Below are 20,732 nucleotides of genomic sequence, written 5' to 3' on the forward strand. Positions count from 1 at the left end.
CAAAATCTTTCGGACTCCCAGCAAGCATGATCTTGCAGGCAGCGGGATGAATTTTGTCGGTCATCAAGGCTATCTTTGCTGCCACCTGAAGCTATGGAGTTTGCATATCGGAAAAGATTCCCTCGGCAATACAAATTTGCATCGCACCGGATAAATTTTTCCGCTTCCCTGCAAAGCAGTCGGCTTTCTTTACATTTTTACATTGGCCCCTCCCGCCCTACAGGACATCGTTGCCGGCGGTCACCCATGCCGTCCGGCCCGGTTCATGACATTGCTCATGAACGTCCGGGCAAGGCTTGATCTGTATTGTTTTCAATCCCTTGGAACAATTACATCGGACGCCCCGCGCCGCCGTTTTGGCTGCGCTCGCGGGCGCACGACGGAACGGGCACAAGATTTGCACCACTCCCTGCATCGCTCTTTGCCCATGAACTGATCATTCCCTTGCCTCGCCGGCGGACCGGCGGGAAGGTGGCGAGTCCGCACGGCGCAGGCGCAGCAACAAGGGGAAATCGGCACATGGAATCAGGTGACAACCCGATGCTGGTGATTTGCATATCACCTGGCATCAACGATAGGTGGGACGTATCGGAAAAGGGTTTTGAGGAACCGCTTGCCTCGTTTTACGAGAAGGAGGATGCCTATGCATATGCAACTGCATTGACCAGGACCCGGAAGAACGCGACCGTCCTGCTCGAGGACAGGGAAGGCTTTTCGCCTCTCCTGCTTCCGCAGGTTCAGGACGACGTGTCTTCGGGCGACGAAGGAGCGCGGCATGATGGCCACGGCTGGCGGAGACCGGGGCTTGCATGACGCGGCGTATCCGGACCTGCCGTCGTCGCCGGCCTGGTTGTTCCGGAGTAGTCAGCGGTGACTGAGGAAGCACCTTGCTGCAAGTGGCGGAGAGTCACCATCCGCGCGGGCGCTGCCAGCAAGGCAATCAGACACCAACCGATTTTGAATCACCGGCTGGCAATGAACCAATCTACAAGTTGTCAGTCTATTACGTAGCCAGTTTTTCAACATACTTAGGAGGTAAACATGAACTTCATCATTTGGATCGTTGTTGGCGGTATCCTGGGTTGGCTTGCTAGCCTCGTCATGCGCACTGACGCCCAGCAAGGCGTTCTCCTGAACGTGATCGTCGGTATTGTTGGCGCGCTCCTCGGCGGCTGGCTCCTCGCACCGCTGTTCGGCACGGGCACCATCAATTCGAATGATTTCAGCATCTCCTCGCTGCTGGTCTCGTTCCTTGGCGCAGTGATCCTGCTGGCCATCGTCAACCTGCTGCGCCGCGGCACGCCGCGCTAAGCAAGACAGGCTGAAACAAACTCTCCGCTTCGTTTCGGAGCCGCTGCGCGAAAGCGCACCGGCTCCGAAATTTTTTGTGCTTCTCAGTGCGCCTTCTTCGGCTTGTACTTCGACAGTTCCAACTTGCCGATCTGGTTGCGATGCACCTCGTCCGGACCGTCGGCGATGCGCAGCGAACGCGCGCTCGCATAGGCATGCGCCAGGAACTCGTCGGCCATGCCGCCGCCGCCATGGACCTGGATGGCCCAGTCGATCACCTGGCATGCCATGTTCGGCGCGGCGACCTTGATCATGCCGATCTCCTTCAGCGCGGCCTTGTTGCCGACGGTGTCCATCATCTGCGCGGCGTTGAGCACGAGGAAGCGCGCCTGATCGATCAGGATGCGGGCTTCGGCGATGCGCTCCAGCGTGACCGTCTGGTCGGCGACCGGCCTGCCGAAGGCGACGCGTCCAAGCGCGCGCTTGCACATCTTCTCCAGCGCGCGCTCGGCGAGGCCGATCAGGCGCATGCAGTGGTGGATGCGGCCCGGGCCGAGGCGGCCCTGCGCGATTTCGAAGCCGCGTCCTTCTCCCAGCAAGATGTTCGTTGCCGGCACGCGCACGTTCTCGAACAGCACTTCGCCATGGCCGTGCGGCGCATCGTCGAAGCCCAGCACCGGCAGGTGGCGCAGGATGGTCACGCCCGGGGTATCGCGCGGCACGACGATCATCGACTGCTGCTTGTGCTTGTCGGGATTGTCGGGGTCGGTCTTGCCCATGAAGACGAACACCTTGCAGCGCGGGTCGTTCGCGCCCGATGACCACCACTTGCGGCCATTGATGACGTAGTGATCGCCGTCGCGGGTGATGCGGCTTTCGATGTTGGTGGCATCCGACGACGCCACTTCCGGCTCGGTCATGGCGAAACAGGAACGGATTTCGCCGTTAAGCAGCGGCGTCAGCCATTGCCGCTTGATTTCCTCGCTGGCGTAGCGCTCCAGCGTTTCCATGTTGCCGGTGTCCGGCGCCGAGCAGTTGAACACTTCCGCCGACCAGCCGGCGCGCCCCATGATCTCGCACAGCGGCGCGTATTCGAGATTGGTCAGGCCGGCGCCCTTGTCGGATTCGGGAAGGAAAAGATTCCACAGGCCCGCCGCGCGCGCCTTGTCCTTGAGCTGTTCCATCAGTTTCGTCGGCACCCAGGCATCGCCGTTGCGGCGGTTGTCGGCGATCTCCTGGTGAAACCTGGCTTCATTGGGGTAGATGTGTTCGTCCATGAAGGCATTCAGGCGTGCCTGCAGTTCTTTTACCTTGGGGCTGTATTGGAAATCCATGATGTTGCTCCGGAGTGAGGGTAGAGAAAAACGAAAGCGATAGGGACGACAAGGGCCGCCTCCCCGCGAGGGGAGGAAAAAAATGCATGCCGTGGGAAAGATCTCCCCGGGCGGGTCAGCCGATCAGGTAGCCGCCGTCGACGTTGATGCAGGTGCCGGTGGTGTACGACGACGCCGCCGACGCGAGGTAGAGCACCGTGCCGGCCATTTCGTCGGGATGCGCGACGCGCCGCATCGGCACGCGCGGCATGAGACGATCCAGCACGGCCGGATTCTGCACCAGCGCCGAGGCAAACTTGGTGTCGGTGGCGCCTGGCAGCAAGGCGTTGACGCGCACGCCCTGCTGCGCGCATTCCTTGGCGAAGGCCTGCGTCATGGAAATGACCGCCGCCTTGGTGATCGAGTAGATGCCCTGCTTGTCGCCGGGAATGATGCCGTTGACGGAAGCCACGTTGATGATGCTGCCGCCGCCGTTCTTGGCCATGAGCTTCACGCCCATCACCGAGCTGAAGAAGTAGCCGCGGATGTTGACGTCCACGGTCTTCTGGAACGAGGACAGGTCGGTGTCGGCGATGTGTCCGAAATAGGGATTGGTCGCCGCGTTGTTGACCAGGATGTCGAGCTTGCCATGCCTGGCTTCGATCTCCTGGAAGGTGGCTTCGATCTGCGCCATCTCGCCGATGTGGCAAGCCATGGCCTCGGCCGAACCGCCGGCGTCGCGGATGGCGGCAACGACCGCCTCGCAGGCGTCGAGCTTGCGGCTCGATACGATGACGTGCGCGCCGTAGGCGGCGAGGGTCTTGGCGATGGATTCGCCGATGCCGCGGCTGGCGCCGGTGACGAGCGCCACCTTGCCGGTGAGATCGAAGAGCTTGTCGGGATTCATGTCTGGCCTATCGGTAAGTGATGGAGTTCGCATCGCCCAGCCATTCGAGGTGGGCGTAGTTGTTGAGCGTGCTGAGGGTAACGTGGCCGGGGCGGTAAAGCAGCTTGGTGACGGCGCAATTGACGAGCGACCAGTTCAGTTCCGCCACCTGCCGGTCGCCGATGCCCAGCAGGTGCTGGCAGAGGGTGGCGATGGTGCCGCCGGAGGTGAAGACGATGATGTTCTGCGACTTGTCCGCGCCGTCGAGCAGGCGCTGCAAGGCCGCGACGCAGCGCTCGCGGAACACCGGCCACGGCTCGGCGTAATCGCCGTCATGCTCGCCGCTCATCCAGCGCGCCATGGCGACCTGGAAGATTTCCTGGAACGCATGCTTGGCCTTGGGATGAGAGGCGAGAAAGCGCTTCACCTCCTCCGGGTCCTCGAAGGGCGGATGGTGGCGCACCAGCACCTCGTGGTGGTTGTATTCATCGAAGCCGGGATCGGTGACCCAGTCGGTCTCGGCAATGCTGCTCTTGGGCAGCACCGAAAAGCAGGCATCGGCGGTCTGGCGGTGGCGGCGCAGGGCGCCGGTGACGACGCGGTCGAAGCGCTGCTTCGCGTTGGCGAACCATTCGCCGAGCAGGCGGGCCTGGGCGGCGCCGAGGTCGGAAAGCTGGTCATAGTTGGCGCTGCCGAAGGAGGCTTGGCCGTGGCGCACCAGGTAAATCTGTCCCATGTCGAGGTATCCGGTAAGGCAGGTGATTGGAGATTTGCGTACAGCATATCGCCTGGTCTAAAATCGATCAAATGAATAGTTCGAATCACATTTCATTAATTCCATGCATCTTTCCCGCATCGACCTGAACCTGTTCACCGTCTTCGACGCTATCTATTCCGAAGGCAGCGTGACCCGCGCGAGCCAGAAACTGAACCTGACCCAGCCCGCCATCAGCCACGCCCTGTCGCGCCTGCGGCAGCTGTTCGACGATCCGCTGTTCGTGCGGCAAGGCCATGCGATGGTATCGACGCCGCTGGCGCGCAGCCTGATCGAGCCGGTGCGGCGTTCGCTGCGCGGACTGGAACTGACCTTGCACGGACTCGACCGCTTCGACCCGGCCAGCAGCGACCGCGGCTTCAACCTGGCGCTGCGGGACGTGCTGGAGGCCACCATCCTGCCGCCGCTGCTGAACCGCGTGCGCGGCAACGCGCCCATGGTCGGCATCGCCGCCAGCCATGTCGAGCGGCGCGAACTGGAAAGCGAACTTGCGGCCGGCACGCTCGATGCCGCCATCGACGTGCTGCTGCCCTTGTCCAAGGACATCCTGCATACGAGGATCTACCAGGATACGACGGTGGTGGTTGTGCGCCGGGATCACCCGGCGATCCGCGGCCGCCTGGACCTCGACACCTACCTGGCGCAGGACCACATCCTGGCAAGCTCGCGCCGGCGCGGCCCGGGACTGGAGGATTTCGAGCTCAGCCGCCTCGGTCTCGAACGCCGCATACGGCTTCGTTGCCAGCATTATTTCGCCGCCTGCCGGGTGGTCAGCGAATCCGACCTCGTCCTCACCATGCCGGGACGATATGCCCATATCGCCAACGAACAGTTCGGCAACCAGATCCTGCCCTTCCCCATGGAAGTCCCGCCTTTCGACGTATTCCTCTACTGGCATGCCAACGTCGACAACGACGCGGCGAACAGGTGGATACGCGAGCAGGTGATCGAGTCGGTGCGGCAGCATCCGGCGGTGGCCGGCGTGCGGCGCGTCAAAAAAGCTGCGGGTGGAAAGGCAGCAAGCGGACGGGGGCAGGCAGGTTCGGACTAGTTCTCGCCTTCGGCGTCGTGTTCGTTTGCGCAGGAATGACAGAGTCAGCCAATCCCGCCTAGACCGACACCGACCGATACCCAACCCGGAACCCGCCCCAATGCCGGCCATTCACGTATATCGGCACCGACATGTCATGCATGACTTCACCGGTATCTCGCTTGTAGGTCTGCAGCAGGAAGGGCTTGGTATTCGCGCCGCAGCGCGTGCCGGTGCGGTCGCTGAAGATGCGCTTGGTGCGGTTGTTGACGAGGTCGACCTCGTAGTTGCCGGTGAGCGGCTGGGAAAATTTGCGATTGTGCGTCGGGAAGTAACCCTTGTCGTCGACCGCGCCGGCGTAGACCAGCTGGGGCATGGACTCGAGCAGCTTCTCCTGGATGGCGGGCAGGACGCGATCGGTGAAGCTGTCGAAGGCGGTGGTGTGCTTCTGCGGATTGGTGTGGGGGACCGGCCGGTAGGTGCGGTCGAACAGGGCCGCATCGGTGATCTGTCCGCCGGCGATCGCCTGCTCGAAGACCTTGCCGACCTCCTTCGCCGCCTGCGTCGCGGCCTCCAGGATGGCGTCGTGGGAAGTGGCCGACTGGGATTGCGCCGCCACGTCGAACAGGGTTTCCGCGCGCTCGGTGAGCATGATCGCCGAACTGGCGGCAAGCGGCAGCTCGCTCTCGGTCTCGCGCAAGCCGTCGCTGATGGCCGAGATGGCGGAGGCGATCTGGCTGGTGGTGTCGACGTGCTCGCGCGAGGCGGCGGCGATCATTTCGATCTCCTTCTGCGACACGCCGGCCGACTGCTCGATGCTGGTCAGCAGCCGGTGCACGCGCTCCACGTTCTGCGCGGCTTCGGCCACGCGCGCGGTCAGCGCCGACATGCCCGCGCCGGCGCGCTCGGATTCTTCATTGATCTCCCGCACCATCGCGCCGATGTCGTCGGTCGCGACCTTGGTGCGCTGGGCAAGCTGCCGGACCTCCCCGGCCACGACCGCGAAGCCGCGCCCATGCTCGCCGGCGCGTGCCGCCTCGATCGCCGCGTTGAGCGCCAGGAGGTTGGTGCGTGCCGCGATCTCATTGATGACCTCGGTGATGCCATGGATGCGGCGCGCCCTCTCCCGCAGGTCCGTCATCTTCGCCATGGCCTGGCGGGCATCCTCGCTGGCATCCTTGATCTGCCGGAGGCCCTGGTCGGCTTCCGTCTTGCCGGCCACGCTCTCGCTGCGCACGTTGGCGGCGATCTGGGACGCACGCTCGGCATTGGCGGCGATCTGCGCCGTGGTCTGCGCCGTCTGCTGCGACTTTCCCGCGATCTCGTCGGTGATGCGCGTGTCGTCGTCGATTTTCTTCTTGATGGAATCGATGAAATACGAGGTTTCCGCCGAACCGATCATCAGGGCGTCGATTTCGTTGCCGATGCGGCGGGAAAACTGATCGCCCGCGCTCTCCTTGCGCCCCGCGGTCAGCCGGTGGGCCAGGACGGCCAGCGCTGCCGCCAGCGCCGCCAGCCAAAGCGCGTTCATGGACGGCAGGAGCCACTGCGCGCAGGCGGCGGACAGGACGCCGGCGGCCGTGCAGGCAAGCGCGCGCAGCATGGCGCGGAAGATGCGAAGTGTCATGTTTCTCCCCTTGCGCGGGCGCGTCGACCGGCGCCATTGCCGGTCCGCTCCGCCGTTGTCACGTGACTCGTGCATGCCGCTGCCGTTTCGCACGCGAACATGGCCGAAGCATGCGCAGCTTTCTTTACACAGGACTTACAAAGTGTCCATGAAAGCCGCCGGCATGGCGATGCCGTTCCGGCAAGCTTGCCGGGAATGAGACAGCCGCGGCCGCGCAGGCCGAAGAAAACCGCGTCAGCGCGGCCCCGTCATGTCTTCCGGCCTCACCCAGCGGTCGAAATCTTCCTCGCTCACGTAGCCATAGGCGAGCGCCGCCTGCTTGAGCGTGGTGCCTTCCTTGTGGGCGCGCTTGGCGATCTGCGCCGCCTTGTCGTAGCCGATGTGCGGCGCGAGCGCGGTCACGAGCATCAGCGAGCGTTCCATGAGTTCGGCGATGCGGCCGGTGTTCGGCTCGATGCCGCGCGCGCAATGTTCGTCGAAGCTGCGGACGCCGTCCGCCAGCAGGCGCACGCTCTGCAGGAAGTTGTGGGCGATGAGCGGCTTGAAGACGTTCAGCTCGAAATTGCCGCTGGCGCCGCCGACGTTGATGGCGACGTCGTTGCCGAAGACCTGGCAGCACAGCATGGTGAGCGCCTCGCACTGCGTCGGATTGACCTTGCCGGGCATGATGGAGCTGCCGGGCTCGTTTTCCGGGATGCTGATTTCGCCCAGCCCGGAACGCGGCCCGGAAGCCAGCCAGCGGACGTCGTTGGCGATCTTCATGAGCGCCACGGCAGCGGTCTTGAGCGCCCCGTGCGCGGCCACCATGACGTCATGCGTGGCCAGGGCGAAGAACTTGTTCGGCGCGCTGCGGAAAGGCAGGCCGCTCTCGCGCTCCAGCTCCGCCGCCACCAGCCGGCCGAAGTCGGGGTGCGCATTGAGGCCGGTGCCGACCGCCGTGCCGCCCACCGCCAGTTCGCAGAGCGTGGGCAGCGTCTGGCGCACCAGTCCGGCCACATGGTCGAGCTGGGCGACGTAGCCCGAGAATTCCTGGCCGAGCGTGAGCGGGGTGGCGTCCTGCAGGTGGGTGCGGCCGATCTTGACGATGCCGGCGAACGCGTCCGCCTTGGCGGCGAGCGTGCCGCGCAGCGCTTCGAGCGCGGGCAGCAGGTGGCGCTCGACCACGGTGGCGGCGGCCACGTGCATCGCCGTGGGGAAGATGTCGTTGGAAGACTGGCTGCGGTTGACGTCGTCGTTGGGATGGATGGACCGTCCTTCGCCCCGGGTGCCGCCGAGCAGCTCGCTGGCGCGGTTGGCGAGCACCTCGTTCATGTTCATGTTGCTCTGGGTGCCCGAGCCGGTCTGCCAGACCGAGAGCGGGAATTCGCCGGCATGCTGGCCCGCGATGACTTCCTCGGCGGCTCGCACGATGGCGAAGGCTTTCTTGTCGTCGAGGGTGCCGAGTTCACGGTTGGCGAGCGCGCAGGCGCGCTTCACCCGCGCCAGCGCATCGACCAGCTCGGCCGGCATGCGTTCGGTGGAAATATGGAAGTGGTGCAGCGAGCGCTGCGTCTGCGCGCCCCACAGGCGGTCGGCGGGAACGTCGATCGGGCCGAAGGTGTCGTGTTCGGTGCGTGAGCCTGCCATGGCATCGTCTCCACAAATCTGGATTCGATTGCATCATGAACAAGTCGTTCATGTGTTGCTTGCCGTCAATGATTTTATCTTGCAGGATTGCGGTCGAGGATGTAGAGGGCGAGGACGAGCCCGATGCTCGCCAGCACCAGCAGACCGGGGCCGAACAGCCAGAAGACCAGCGGCACCGTCGTGAAGTAGGCGCGCATACCCACGCTGTAGCACTTGCCCGCGCGATTCAGGCGCGCTGCCACGCGCTCGGGCGCAAGCTGCCCGTTCGCCTCGGCGGCGGGAATGCTGATCATGAAGACCACGTGGTTGAGGATGCGCACGGTCATGGCGAAGGCGAAGAACGCCACGATGAGCACTGTCAGCAGGCAGACCACCTTGGTGACCCACCAGGCCGGCGCCGGTCCTGCGGCGCCGTCGAACACATGCCAGGTGTGCGACAGGTTTTCCGCCTGTCCCGACAGGGTCAGCGTGCCGATGATGAGCAGTACCGCCGACGAGGCCTTGAAGGTGGCTGCCATGACGTAGTTGCGCAGCGCCTGCACCGCCATGATGTCCTTGCTGCTGTTCCTCATCACCTCCGCGACCCAGACCTGGCGCGCGCGCTGGTTGATGGCGTGGATGGTGTAGTCGGGATCGCGGCGCACCTGGCGCACCAGGAAGGCGTAGTACCCTGCCAGCAAGGCAAGGCTGAAGGCGACGGCAAGCAGTTCTTGCGCCAGCTCGGACATGGCGGCTCCTGGATGTCGGGGAATCAGGCGAGGGTCATCGACGGGGTCCGGAGGGACGGCTGCCGGATGGTCGCGCCATCATACCGCCTCCGGCTGCCCCGCTGCCAGGCGCATCGCCGCATGGTGGCGGAACGCATCCCGCAGGTGGGCGCAGAGCTTGCTGCGGTCGATCGGCTTGGTCAGGTAGCGGAAGACCTGGCCTTGGTTGACGGCGTCGATCACGGTGTCGCCGCCCGATTCCCCGGAGAGAATGAGGCGCACCACGTCCGGATAGAGGATCTTTACCCGGTTCAGCAACTCGCTGCCGTTCATGCCACCCATCAGCTGGTCCGACACGATGACGTGCACCTCGTTCCGCGCCAGCTGGTCAAGCGCCTCGTGGGCCGACTCGGCAACCAGCACCTCGTATGCCTCCAGCTCGAGCACTTCCTTGAGCAGGACGAGCATGTCGACATCGTCGTCGACCAGCAGCACCGTCCTGCCGCTCACTGCCGGCAAGGCGGGCGCACGCTCCTTGCGCTGCGTCAGCATGTGGGCCACCTCGGGCGCGGGAACGGGCCGGCTGAAGTAATAGCCCTGCATGTAGTCGCAGCCGTGGCGCCGCAGGTAGGCAAGCTGCGCCTCGGTTTCCACGCCTTCTGCGATGACGTCGAGGCGCAGGCTGTGCGCCAGGGAAATGATGGACGTGACGATGGCGGCGTCGTCCGGGTCGACGGTGATGTCGCGCACGAAGGACTGGTCGATCTTCAGCAGGTCGATCGGGAAGCGCTTCAGGTAGGCAAGGCTGGAATAGCCGGTGCCGAAGTCATCGATGGACAGCTGCACGCCCAGCGTCTTGAGCTTGCGCAGCAGCAGCGCGGCGTGCTCGACGTCGGCCATCATCATGCTTTCGGTCAGCTCGAGTTCCAGCAGGTGCGGCGGTAGCCCGGTTTCCTGGAGGATGTCGAAGATCGTGGTGGCGAGGTCCTGCTGGTAGAACTGGCGGGCGGACAGGTTGACCGCGACCCGCACCTCGCCATAGCCCTCGCGCTGCCATGCCATGCTTTGCCGGCACGCGGTCCGCATGACCCAGGCGCCGATCGGCACGATCAGGCCCATTTCCTCGGCAATCTGGATGAAGCGCGCCGGCGACACCAGGCCGAGGGTCGGATGCTGCCAGCGGATCAGGGCTTCCACGCCGACCACCTGGTTGTTGTCGACGCTGACCTGGGGCTGGTAATGCAGCACGAACTCGCCGCGCTCGACGGCGTTGCGCAGGTCGCCCTCGAGGCGCAGCCTTTCCATGGCGCGCTCGTTCATGCTGGACGTGTAGAACTGGAAATTGTTGCGCCCGGTTTCCTTGGCCCGGTACATCGCGATGCCGGCGTACTTGATCAGGGCTTCGGGTTCGACGCTGTCACCGGGGCAGACGGCGACGCCCACGCTGCTGCCGATGACGAACTCATAGCCTTCGATCACCGTCGGCCCGGCGATGGCGTCCATGATGCGCTGGATGGTGGCCGGCACCAGCTTGTTGTCGGAACGTTCGGGAAGGATCATCACGAACTCGTCGGCCGACAGGCGGGCCACGGTATCGGTTTCGCGCACCGCATCCTGCATCCGCTGTGCCATCGTCTTGAGCAGCTGGTCGCCCGCCTTGTGGCCCAGGGTGTCGTTGATGAACTTGAAGCGGTCGAGGTTGATGAACAGCAGCCAGACCGGCTGGCCGTAGCGCTGGCTGAAGGCGGTCGCCTGCGCGAGGCGGTCGCGCAGCAGGTTGCGGTTGGCCAGGCCGGTGAGCGTGTCGCGGTTGGCCTGGAACTCGAGCTCCGCCTGGTAGCGCTTGGTGGCCGAAATGTCCATCAGCGAGACGACGAAGTGGCTGGGATTCCCGGTCTCGTCGCGCACCGGAGCAACGTGGATGTGGCTCCAGAACTGGTCGCCGCTCTTGGTGTAGGTCCGCAGGATGGCATGCGAGTCGCGCAGTTCGCGCACCGCCGCCCGCAATTCGGTGAGCTCCGGCTGGTCGTGGTCGTCGCCCCACAGCATGTTCATGCTGCGGCCGATGGTGTCGGCCGGCCCGTAGCCGGTGATGCGTTCGAAGGCGGGGTTGACGTATTCGATCGGGAACAGCGGCGCTTCGGCGCTGGTCAGGATGACGGCGTTCGGACTGGCTTCGATGGCGCGGTGCCGCAATTGCAGGCCCTCTTCCGCACGCTTGCGGGCCGCGATGTCGTCGATGAGCATGGCGTTCGCCTCGCTCAGCTGCGCGGTGCGCTGCTCTACCAGGTCCTGGACCTGGCGCGAACGCCGCGCGATGGCGTGCAGGTAGGCGGCGAGCAGGATGCTGATCAGGATGCCGCCGGCGAGCGCATAGCTGGAACCACGGGTCTTGACCGGGATGGCCAGGTGGTCTTCGCCGACCTGGATGGTCCACCGTCTTCCGGCGACGTCGAACTGGTGCGTCAGCAGCTGGGGCTTCCTGGCCAGCAGCTGCAGCCATTCCGCGCCCGGCGAGGCCGCCGGGCTGGCCGGACGGCTGCCCGACCGGAAGGCCAGCGCGTCTTCGTCCGGCTTGTCCGCGGCGTAGACATGCATCGTGATGGAAGGGTCGTCGAGCAGTTCGTTCTGCGCGAGGATCTTGTTGATCAGGCCGGACGCGTTAAACACGGCTGCCGTGTCGCCGACCATCGCCGCGCGCCGCTGCTCGACGGTGTCGAGCGGCATGCCGGCGCGGTAGACCGGCATCACTACCAGGAAGCCGCGCACCCGTCCGCCGCCCTGAACCAGGGTGAGCAGCCGGGTCGCGGCCGCTTCGCCGCTGTCGGTGGCGCTGCGGACCGTTTCCATGAGGGTGGCATTGTTGAAGACGTCGAGACCCAGCGCCGCCTCGTTGCCCGGCAAGGGTTCGATGTAGTCGACCACGTAATGCCGTGGCCGCGCCGGCGCGGGATTCAGGGTATCTCCGGACATTTCCATCATCCGGGCCGCCGGGATCAGGCGCTGCAGTTCCTGCTCGTAGGCGGCGCGCTGCTCTTCCGGGATATAGCGGTGAAAGTTGAATGCCTGGATGTAGGAATGCCGCTTGACCAGGGGCAGCGTGAATTCGTGGAATTGCTCTCGAGAAATGGGCTGGACGGTGTAGAAAAGCTTGTTCAGGATCTTGACGACCTGCACGGTGTCATCGAGCTGCTGCTGGACGACGCGGATCCGGGTCTCGGCGCGCTGGCGGAATTCGAAGTTCAGCCGGTCCTGCTCCAGGCTGCGCAGCCCCAGGAACACAACGGTCGTCGCAACCATGCCGCTTGCCAATGCCATCACGGCGGACAGGGAGAGAAAAAGTGGCGATCGGCGGTGATTCATTGGACTCTCGAGGCATCGGGACGCGCGGGCAGGATGCACCCTGTCACGACGAATGGTCCTAAGAGTAACGGATTTATTGCCGTGGGAAAAGCTCGATCGATTCTTCGGCGCCAGGATGTGGATGCGGGAACCACACTGCGGCTTTTCGGCCGGACGGTGCCGGGCTCAATCCTTCTTGGCGGGCGGTTCTGGAAGCAGGCAGGCGTCGACGATCTGCAGGTCGTTGTCCTTGGCGAAGTTGAGGACGAAATGGTAGGCGAGCGGCTCGAGATCCCGCAGTTCCTCGCTGACGATCACCGATTTCACCCCGCCGAGCACCGTTGGCCTGACGTAGGGCGAGTACTGGAGATGGGCATGGCGGCCGCCGCTGCCCTCGGGACGGAAGCAGGACATCACGCCGCACAGGCGCTCCGCCCAGTCGCTGGGACGGAACTGGCGGCCGTCGCTGGTCAATCCCTGGATGAAGAATTCCTTGGCGGGCGGTTTGCGATCGGAGGTGGAATCGGCCATGTGTCGGCTTGCCTATCTAGCGGTTGCTGCTCCCGTCATGCGCCTTGGTGGGGCGAACGACACCGGTGTACGGGATGAATCGGGTTCATTCCGTCACACTGTTGCTGGCCGCTATTATGCAGCGCCAAGCTTTCAGTATTCTTGCATATTATATCTTATAGAAGACTTGGCGTGAAACAATATTTCGCATTGTGAGAAACACATCATCTTTCACGGAGGAAAATCAGCCCAGCCAGACCGCCGTGGAAAGCAGCAGCAGCATGAGCATCCAGAGCAGCAAGGCGCGCCAAACTAGGCCGACCGTGCTCTGCAGGGCGCGGGTTCCAGCTTCTTCGCCGGGGAAGGGATCGAATTCGGCAACGCCGTCGATGGTGACCGCGTCCGGGGCCGACATGGTCGCGGCGGTCTTGCTGGTGTCGCCGAGGCGCAACCCCATTGCGCCGCCGCCGGCCGCGAGAATGATGCCGACGGCCTTGTCGTTCCAGCGATCCGCGAAGTTGCGCCAGGCGTAGACCGCGTCCTCGAAGTTTCCGACGACCGCGAAGGCGCTGGCCGTCAGGTGTGCGGGAATGAAGTCGATGTAGTAGAACGCCTTGGCGGCGAAGACGCCGAAGGCTTCGTTGCGCATGTGCTCCGGCTCGTTCCAGGCGCGGGCGAGGTATTCCGCCACCCGGTACATGACCGCGCAAGCCGGTCCCAGCGGCATCAGGAACCAGAAGAACACGCCGAACACGTTGCGATGGGTCGTCACCAGGGCCTTTTCCACGGCCACCCGGGCGATTTCCGAGGCATCCATGGCGGAAGTGTCCTGCTTGGTCCATTCGGCCAGCAGCTTGCGCGCCGCCGCGTCGTCGCCGCTGCTCAAGGCGATCTGGATGGAAGTGAAATAGTGCGAGTAATGCCGGAAACCGAGGGTCAGGTAGACCACCAGGATATTCCATGCGAGCGCGGCGAAGGGCAGCTTGGTGCAGAGCCAGTAGATCAGCGCGGTCGGCACCATCAGGGCCGCCATGATGACCAGCCAGGCAAGCCTGCCGTGGCTCTGCTGGCCGGCATTGAAGGAAGCCTCCATCCGCGCGGCGAATTGCTTTACCCAGGCGTAGATCATGTTGTCCGCGCGCAGGGGCTTGAGCTGCTCGATCAGCAGCGCGCAGAGAATCGAAAGGAAAGTCATCAGGAAACCCGTGGAGACGTATAGCCGATACGATAACGCAGGGCAACGCTGGAATCAAACGGCTTGCCTGCGCTTGGTGGCCTCATGGGCGGCGTTGGGTCAGGCGCGCAGGAAATGAAAGAGGTTGCGCAACATGCCGGCGGTCGCGCCCCAGATGAAGAAGCGGTCGTAGGGCATGCTGTAGAACACCCGCGTTCCGCCGCCCGGAAACTCGATGGCGCGGCGCTGGTGGTTGGCGCCATCCATCAGGAAGGACAAGGGGACCTCGAAGATTTCCGCGACCTCGAAGGGATCCGCCCTGAGTTCGAAGGGCGGTTCGACCAGGGCCACCACCGGCGTGACCTGGAATCCGGTGCCGGTAAAGTAATCCGGCAGCGTTCCGAGGATGTCGATATGGCGGCGATGCAGGCCAACCTCTTCCTCGGTTTCGCGCAAGGCCGTTTCGAAGACCGTTGTGTCGGATTCATCCACGCGTCCGCCTGGCAGGCTGACCTGGCCGGCATGGTCGTTCAGATGCGCCGTGCGCTGGGTCAGCAGGAGGGTCATGCCCTCCTCGCGCTGGACGATGGGCATCAGCACGGCCGCCGGCGTCGGCTTGACGTCGGCCTTGCGCATGCGTTGTTCGTCGGAGACTTCCGGCGTCCATGCGGGCTGCGCGGCGAAGTGGCGCCGCAGGTAGTCGGCGGCAAGGCGCTCCGGAGGCACCGCGGGCTCGCCGGCGGTCGCCATGACGGGCAAAAGTTCAGGGTCGAAATGCAGTTTGGACAAGACGGTAATCCGGGGACGCAGAGGGGGAAACCACGATTTTATCGTGTCGGGATGAATCACGCCGAGGTTGGCGCATGATGAAAAAAAGGCACCCGAGGGTGCCTTTCAATGCAATTGCCGGCGATGCGGCGAAAGCGATTACTCTGCAGCCTGCCCGGTCACGCGGCGGGTCGGCAGCTTTTCCTTGATTCGCGCGGACTTGCCCGAACGCTGGCGCAGGTAGTACAGCTTGGCGCGGCGGACATCGCCGCGACGCTTGACTTCGATCGAGGCGATCAGCGGGGAATACAGCTGGAAGGTACGCTCAACGCCTTCGCCCGAAGAGATCTTGCGGACGATGAAGTTGGAGTTGAGGCCGCGGTTGCGGCGGGAGATCACGACGCCTTCGTAAGCCTGTGCGCGCTTGCGGGTGCCTTCCACGACGTTGACGTTCACCACGACGGTGTCGCCCGGTGCGAAGTCGGGAATGTTTTTGCCCAGACGGGCGATTTCTTCTTGCTCGAGTTTCTGGATCAGATCCATGCTTGGCTCCTGGAACCATCTTGCCGGCGCGTTTTATGTAATGCCCGGTAGAGGATGGGGTTGAACATGCAGCAGGCCTCGTTGGAGACGCTGTTGCGCGATACTGCGTACTGCCTGGTTACTGCAAACTGCTCAAAAACTTTTCATCGGCCTTCGTCAGAAGACCCGCCGCGCGGGCGCTGGCGATGAGGTCCGGCCGCTTCTTCAGGGTTGCAAGCAGTGCCTGCTGGCGACGCCACTTCCCGATCTCCGCATGATTGCCGCCCATCAGGACCGGCGGCACCGCAACGCCCTCGTACACGTCCGGCCGGGTGTAGTGCGGACAATCCAGCAAGCCGTTGACGAAACTGTCCTCGACCGCGGAACCTTCATCGTTCAGCACGCCGGGCAACTGCCGGACAACTGCGTCCATCAGCGCCATCGCCGGCAACTCGCCGCCGGAAAGCACGAAATCGCCAAGGCTGATTTCCTCGTCCACGCGCCGGTCCAGCAATCGCTGGTCGACGGCTTCGTAGCGACCGCACAACAGGACCAGTCCAGACTCCTTCGTGAGCTCCATCACCCGGCGATGCGTCAACGGCGTGCCTTGCGGGGACATGTAGATCACCCTTGGCTTGCCCGGTCCTCGCTCGGCCTGGCGCTGCATGGCCGCGTCGATCGCGGCTTCCAGCGGCTTGGCCAGCATGACCATGCCGGGCCCGCCTCCGTACGGCCTGTCATCCACCGTACGGTAGTTGTCTGTGGTGAAATCCCGGGGATTCCACAACGACAAGGCGCATCTCTTCTGCTCGAACGCCCGGCGGGTGATGCCCGACTGGGTGATCGCGGCGAACATGTCGGGGAAAAGCGTGACGACGTCAAATTCCATCTCGGTCCATTTCCCGACTTAGAAGTCGAGGCCCCAGTCGACCGTGATCTTTTTCGCTTGCTGATCTACCGTCTTGACGAACTGGTCGACGAAGGGAATCAGCCATTCGCGGGCCTTCTCCTCGCCTGTCACTGCAAGCTGCACCCGGAGGATGGGATGCGCGCCGTTGTCCATGAGGTCCGCCACCGTGCCCAGCGACTCGCCCTGCAGGTTTTCGACGGCCAGGCCGAGAAGATCGATCCAGTAGAACTCGTCGTCCTCGAGCGGCGGGAAGTGGCTGCGGCGGACTTGCACGGTGGCGCCTTTCAGCGCTTCCGCGGCATCGCGGTCAGCCACGCCCATCAACTGCGCCACGACATCCTCGCCGTGAGTCTTGGCCTGCATCATGTCGACGTCCCGCAGCGCGGGTTTGTCGAGCCACCATGTCCTGGCGTGAAGCAAGGCGTCGGCATCGGAGGAATAAGGACGGATGCGTACCCAACCCTTGATGCCGTAGGCGCCGATGATATGTCCTACCAGCACCAGATCCTCAGGGATGGCCATCCCTGACATGCTATTCATGTTCGAGGGTAAACCTCAGTGAAGCGGTGAATCAGGCGGCGGCTTTCTTGCCGGCTGCCTTGACCAGGCGGGCGACCGTCGGGGAAAGCTGGGCGCCGACGCCTTGCCAGTGTGCCAGGCGGTCCTGGGCGATGCGGAACGATTCTTCGTTGCCGGCGGAAACGGGGTTGTAGAAACCAATGCGCTCGATGAAGCGGCCATCGCGGCGATTGCGGGAGTCAGCGGCAACGATGTTGTAGAAGGGGCGCTTCTTTGCACCGGCGCGGGTAAGACGGATAACGACCATAATCTGCTTCCAAAAAATTGTTCGAGGGCGGAAAAAGCCGGGAATTATAGCTTGCTTTCCGCACTTTGGGCAAGATTGGCGTTCCTTTGGTTTGGCCGGATTGCAATCGGGCACCGTGTAGGGCACACTACGCGCGCCCGTCGCCGGCGGGCAGCCGCCGCATTATTGCACGACCGGATTCCAGCCCATGCAGACCGCCCCCCGCCACAAGAACAAGACGCTCGCCACTTTCCTGGCCGCCCTGCTGGGCGGCATCGGGGCGCACCGATTCTACCTGTACGGGCCGCGTGATTTCTGGGGCTGGATCCATGCCGCCTGCCTGCCCCTGGCGACGCTGCTGGTCATCGCCTATCCCGGCCAGCCGCGGCTTTACACCGGCGCACCGCTGGTGGTGTCGGTACTGGCAGGCCTGATCGAGGCGCTGGTGATCGGCCTGACGGCGGACGACAAATGGGACTCCCGCTTCAACCCGGCGTCGGGCCGAAGTTCGCGTTCGGGCTGGCCGCTGGCCATCCTCCTGGTGCTGACGCTGGGCTTCGGGGCGATCGCCCTGATCGCGGCGATCGCCCGGGCCTTCGACCTGCTCTACACCGGGGGCGCGTACGGCTGATCCGAGGGCAGGAAAGCTTCCTAGTGGGCGTGCGCGGCTGGCGCTTCGACGGGAGGCGTGCCTTCATGGAAGAGCTGCCGTATCTGTTCGCGCAGTTCCGGCGTGTCCTGGTGCTGGTGCACCGTCACCGCATGCTGAACGGCGGCCTCGATCAATTCCTGGTCATCATCGGCGGCGATCGCGACGGTGCAATGCATGTCACTCGGAAATTCCCTGCAATCGATGTATTTGCGGTTCATGATGCCCCTCCTTCGAGAGTCGGCGCCGGGATGCCGGAACGGCGGCAGGCACCTGCCGCGCCAAGAGTGTTATAGGCGCGCGGCGGGCGAGACACAAGAGGGTTGGCGCGTCGGGACTTGACGCAGATCGAACCGCGGGCCGCATCGCTTCCCCGGAGGAAATCCAGGATGGGAGACGTCTCAGGTGGAAATGCTGCTGGTCTCGAACAGCTGGCAGCCATCGACCTTCCAGCTGCTGTCGTCTTCCTGCTGCATCCAGAAAACCGCTACCCAGACCTTGCCTTCGCTGTCGGTCACCCGGACGATCTGGATCGGCTCGCCCTCGATGACTTCCGGCCGCATGAAGATGGTGTTGCGGTAGCGGTAGATGGGGTTGTACTGCTCCTTGATGAGGCGCAGGAAGCGGTCGGCGGAGCCGAGGATCATCCGCTTTTCCGGCGTGGCGAGTTCGAAGGCGCTGTTGGCATCGTCGTTGGCGAATGCTTCGAGCTGGGACTCGACGACTTCGTGGATCGCAATGGCGTCCGCCGTGGTGATCGCATCCATCGCCCTGCAGAGCGGCGCGGCGAGCGCCGACAGCAATCCGGCCATTACCAGCAAACGTTTCATGACACCCTCCGAGACGCCAAGCAAACGCCAACATTGCGCTTACTGGAGAGAGTCTGGCGGCGGCCCGGAGTTCACTCGTTCAAGGAAAACGGGCAGCCTCGCGGCCGCCCGTTTCACCAAGTGTTGCACTTCGTCAAATCGACCTAGAACTGGTCCTCCGCCAGGGCCAGCACGCCGGCGCTGCCCTCGACGATGGCGGTGCGCAGTCCCGGTGCCTGGGTCAGGAAGTAATCGGCAAAGAAGCGCGCCGTGGCGATCTTGGCCGCGTAGAACCTGGCGTCACCCTCCCCTGCCTTGATCTTGCGTTCGGCCACGAGCGCCGCGCGCGCCATCTGCCAGCCGCCGAGCACGATGCCGGCCATCTTCAGGTAGGTGACGCTGCCGGCGAAAACGCCCTTGATGTCCGACCGCGAATGCGCGACCACGAAATCCACGACCTCTTCCAGCGACTTCGACGCGGCCGCGAGTTGGTTGCGGATCACCGCCAAATCGCCCGACGCATACGCCGACAGTTCTTCCTCGGTGCGTCGCACCTGCGCGAGGATGCCTTTCGCCGTGGCGCCGCCGTCGCGCGCCGTCTTGCGGCCGACGAGGTCGTTGGCCTGGATCGCCGTGGTGCCTTCGTAGATCGGGAGGATGCGGGCATCGCGGTAGTACTGCGCCGCGCCGGTCTCCTCGATGAAACCCATGCCTCCGTGCACCTGCACGCCGGTGGAGGTGACGTCGATGGACAGTTCGGTAGACCAGCCCTTGACGATGGGCACCATGTATTCGTAGAACGCCTGGTTGGCCTTGCGCGCGGCGTCGTCGGCGTGGTGATGGGCCGCATCGTAAGCCGCGGCCGTGACGTAGGCCAGCGCGCGGGCGGCCTCGGTCTGGGCGCGCATGGACATGAGCATGCGCCGCACGTCCGGATGATGGATGATCGCGACCGGGCCGCTCGATCCGGCGAGGTCGCGCGACTGGACGCGGTCGCGGGCATATTGCACGGCCTTCTGGTAGGCGCGTTCCGCCACGCCAACGCCCTGCATGCCGACGGCGAAGCGGGCGGCGTTCATCATGATGAACATGTACTCCAGGCCGCGGTTTTCTTCGCCCACGAGGGTGCCGATGGCGCCGCCATGGTCGCCGAACTGCAGCACGGCGGTCGGGCTGGCCTTGATGCCGAGCTTGTGCTCGATGGACACGCAGTGCACGTCGTTGCGCTCGCCCAGCGAGCCATCCTCGTTGACGAGGAACTTCGGCACGACGAAGAGCGAAATGCCCTTGACGCCTTCGGGCGCGTCGGGCGTCCGTGCCAGCACGAGATGGACGATGTTTTCCGCCATGTCGTGCTCGCCGTAGGTGATGAAAATCTTGGTGCCGAAGACTTTGTACGTGCCGTTGCCTTGGGGCACGGCGCGGGTGCGCACCAGCGCGAGGTCGGAGCCGGCCTGGGGCTCGGTGAGGTTCATCGTGCCGGTCCACTTGCCCGAGACGAGGTTGCCGAGGTAGATCCGCTTCTGCTCATCGCTGCCGGCCGTCAGCAGCGCCTCGATGGCGCCGTCGGTCAGCAGGGGGCACAGGGCGAAGGAAAGATTCGCCGAGTTGAGCATTTCGATGCAGGGGGTCGCCACCAGCTTGGGAAGGCCCTGGCCGCCGAATTCGACGGGGTGCTGCACACCCTGCCAGCCGGCTTCGGCGAAGGCCTTGTAGGCATCGCGGAAGCCCTTGGTGGTGGTGACGGTGCCATCCTTCCAGAAGCTGGGTTCCTTGTCGCCCGCGACGTTGAGTTCGCCGACCACTTCGCTGCAGTACTTGGCGTTTTCTTCGAGGACCGCTTCCACGGTTTCGGGGCTGGCGTCTTCGCAGCCAGGCAGGGCATTCACTTCGGACAGGCCGGCCAGTTCGTTGATCACGAACAGCATGTCCTTCAACGGGGCGACGTAGCTCATCGGGGTCTCCAGATAAGAGAGAGGCAGGAATACC

At 64.2% G+C, this 20,732-nt stretch carries 21 protein-coding genes; 4 read left to right on the forward strand and 17 right to left on the reverse strand.

What is annotated here, in order from left to right:
- Positions 1–519 precede the first annotated feature (519 nt).
- Together G3574_RS05285 and G3574_RS05290 are read left to right on the forward strand one after the other, a co-directional pair.
- Positions 520–813 (forward strand): hypothetical protein, encoded by a 294-nt coding sequence (locus G3574_RS05285; protein ID WP_163960954.1) that lies wholly within the window; start codon positions 520–522, stop codon positions 811–813.
- Positions 814–1,041: 228 nt separating this feature from the next.
- Positions 1,042–1,311 (forward strand): GlsB/YeaQ/YmgE family stress response membrane protein, encoded by a 270-nt coding sequence (locus tag G3574_RS05290; RefSeq protein ID WP_163960955.1) that lies wholly within the window; start codon positions 1,042–1,044, stop codon positions 1,309–1,311.
- Positions 1,312–1,394: 83 nt separating this feature from the next.
- Here the strand turns inward: G3574_RS05290 and G3574_RS05295 are convergent, their stop codons facing one another.
- The 3 genes from G3574_RS05295 to G3574_RS05305 form a co-directional block, all read right to left on the reverse strand.
- A complete protein-coding gene (locus G3574_RS05295) occupies positions 1,395–2,624 on the reverse strand; it encodes an acyl-CoA dehydrogenase family protein (protein WP_163960956.1) in 1,230 nt (409 codons plus the stop codon).
- Between the two features lie 115 nt (positions 2,625–2,739).
- Positions 2,740–3,510, reverse strand: coding sequence for an SDR family oxidoreductase (locus G3574_RS05300; RefSeq protein WP_163960957.1), 771 nt, complete (start codon positions 3,508–3,510; stop codon positions 2,740–2,742).
- Between the two features lie 7 nt (positions 3,511–3,517).
- Entirely contained in the window at positions 3,518–4,225 is a 708-nt protein-coding gene (locus tag G3574_RS05305; RefSeq protein ID WP_163960958.1) for a histidine phosphatase family protein, read from the reverse strand.
- Positions 4,226–4,328: 103 nt separating this feature from the next.
- Between G3574_RS05305 and G3574_RS05310 the strand changes: the two genes are divergently transcribed.
- A complete protein-coding gene (locus G3574_RS05310) occupies positions 4,329–5,315 on the forward strand; it encodes a LysR family transcriptional regulator (protein WP_163960959.1) in 987 nt (328 codons plus the stop codon).
- 58 nt (positions 5,316–5,373) lie between these two features.
- Here the strand turns inward: G3574_RS05310 and G3574_RS05315 are convergent, their stop codons facing one another.
- The 11 genes from G3574_RS05315 to rpsP form a co-directional block, all read right to left on the reverse strand.
- Complete coding sequence (locus G3574_RS05315) at positions 5,374–6,921, reverse strand: methyl-accepting chemotaxis protein (protein ID WP_235953036.1); 1,548 nt, start codon at positions 6,919–6,921, stop codon at positions 5,374–5,376.
- 234 nt (positions 6,922–7,155) lie between these two features.
- The gene (gene fumC / locus G3574_RS05320) at positions 7,156–8,547 is read right to left on the reverse strand and encodes a class II fumarate hydratase (RefSeq protein ID WP_163960960.1); all 1,392 of its coding nucleotides are present in this window, start codon (positions 8,545–8,547) and stop codon (positions 7,156–7,158) included.
- A 74-nt stretch (positions 8,548–8,621) separates the two neighbouring features.
- Positions 8,622–9,275 (reverse strand): DUF599 domain-containing protein, encoded by a 654-nt coding sequence (locus tag G3574_RS05325; RefSeq protein ID WP_163960961.1) that lies wholly within the window; start codon positions 9,273–9,275, stop codon positions 8,622–8,624.
- Between the two features lie 78 nt (positions 9,276–9,353).
- Complete coding sequence (locus tag G3574_RS05330; RefSeq protein ID WP_163960962.1) at positions 9,354–12,617, reverse strand: EAL domain-containing protein; 3,264 nt, start codon at positions 12,615–12,617, stop codon at positions 9,354–9,356.
- 165 nt (positions 12,618–12,782) lie between these two features.
- The gene (locus G3574_RS05335; RefSeq protein ID WP_163960963.1) at positions 12,783–13,127 is read right to left on the reverse strand and encodes a DUF3579 domain-containing protein; all 345 of its coding nucleotides are present in this window, start codon (positions 13,125–13,127) and stop codon (positions 12,783–12,785) included.
- Between the two features lie 223 nt (positions 13,128–13,350).
- The gene (locus G3574_RS05340; RefSeq protein WP_163960964.1) at positions 13,351–14,301 is read right to left on the reverse strand and encodes a CobD/CbiB family protein; all 951 of its coding nucleotides are present in this window, start codon (positions 14,299–14,301) and stop codon (positions 13,351–13,353) included.
- 99 nt (positions 14,302–14,400) lie between these two features.
- The gene (locus tag G3574_RS05345; RefSeq protein WP_163960965.1) at positions 14,401–15,069 is read right to left on the reverse strand and encodes a CoA pyrophosphatase; all 669 of its coding nucleotides are present in this window, start codon (positions 15,067–15,069) and stop codon (positions 14,401–14,403) included.
- A gap of 138 nt (positions 15,070–15,207) precedes the next feature.
- Positions 15,208–15,591, reverse strand: a complete 384-nt coding sequence (gene rplS, locus G3574_RS05350; RefSeq protein ID WP_163960966.1) for a 50S ribosomal protein L19 — start codon at positions 15,589–15,591, stop codon at positions 15,208–15,210.
- Between the two features lie 118 nt (positions 15,592–15,709).
- The gene (trmD, locus tag G3574_RS05355; protein ID WP_163960967.1) at positions 15,710–16,459 is read right to left on the reverse strand and encodes a tRNA (guanosine(37)-N1)-methyltransferase TrmD; all 750 of its coding nucleotides are present in this window, start codon (positions 16,457–16,459) and stop codon (positions 15,710–15,712) included.
- 18 nt (positions 16,460–16,477) lie between these two features.
- On the reverse strand, positions 16,478–17,002 hold the full coding sequence (rimM, locus tag G3574_RS05360) for a ribosome maturation factor RimM (RefSeq protein ID WP_163960968.1): 525 nt from the start codon (positions 17,000–17,002) through the stop codon (positions 16,478–16,480).
- Between the two features lie 49 nt (positions 17,003–17,051).
- The gene (gene rpsP, locus G3574_RS05365) at positions 17,052–17,306 is read right to left on the reverse strand and encodes a 30S ribosomal protein S16 (RefSeq protein WP_163960969.1); all 255 of its coding nucleotides are present in this window, start codon (positions 17,304–17,306) and stop codon (positions 17,052–17,054) included.
- A 187-nt stretch (positions 17,307–17,493) separates the two neighbouring features.
- On the opposite strand from rpsP, the gene G3574_RS05370 reads away from it, so the two are divergent.
- Positions 17,494–17,916: an NINE protein gene (locus tag G3574_RS05370; protein WP_163960970.1), complete on the forward strand. Its 423-nt coding sequence runs from the start codon at positions 17,494–17,496 to the stop codon at positions 17,914–17,916.
- A gap of 20 nt (positions 17,917–17,936) precedes the next feature.
- Here G3574_RS05370 and G3574_RS05375 read toward each other — a convergent pair whose 3' ends face one another.
- From G3574_RS05375 to G3574_RS05385, 3 genes are all read right to left on the reverse strand, one after another.
- On the reverse strand, positions 17,937–18,155 hold the full coding sequence (locus G3574_RS05375) for a DUF1059 domain-containing protein (protein WP_163960971.1): 219 nt from the start codon (positions 18,153–18,155) through the stop codon (positions 17,937–17,939).
- Positions 18,156–18,335: 180 nt separating this feature from the next.
- A complete protein-coding gene (locus tag G3574_RS05380) occupies positions 18,336–18,764 on the reverse strand; it encodes a DUF4864 domain-containing protein (protein WP_163960972.1) in 429 nt (142 codons plus the stop codon).
- Positions 18,765–18,907: 143 nt separating this feature from the next.
- Positions 18,908–20,698 carry an acyl-CoA dehydrogenase gene (locus tag G3574_RS05385; RefSeq protein ID WP_163960973.1) on the reverse strand — a complete coding sequence of 597 codons (1,791 nt, stop codon included), beginning with the start codon at positions 20,696–20,698 and terminating at the stop codon, positions 18,908–18,910.
- Positions 20,699–20,732 lie beyond the last annotated feature (34 nt).

Origin of the sequence: Noviherbaspirillum galbum, assembly GCF_010974945.1 — a bacterium.
Classification (GTDB): Bacteria; Pseudomonadota; Gammaproteobacteria; order Burkholderiales; family Burkholderiaceae_D; genus Noviherbaspirillum; species Noviherbaspirillum galbum.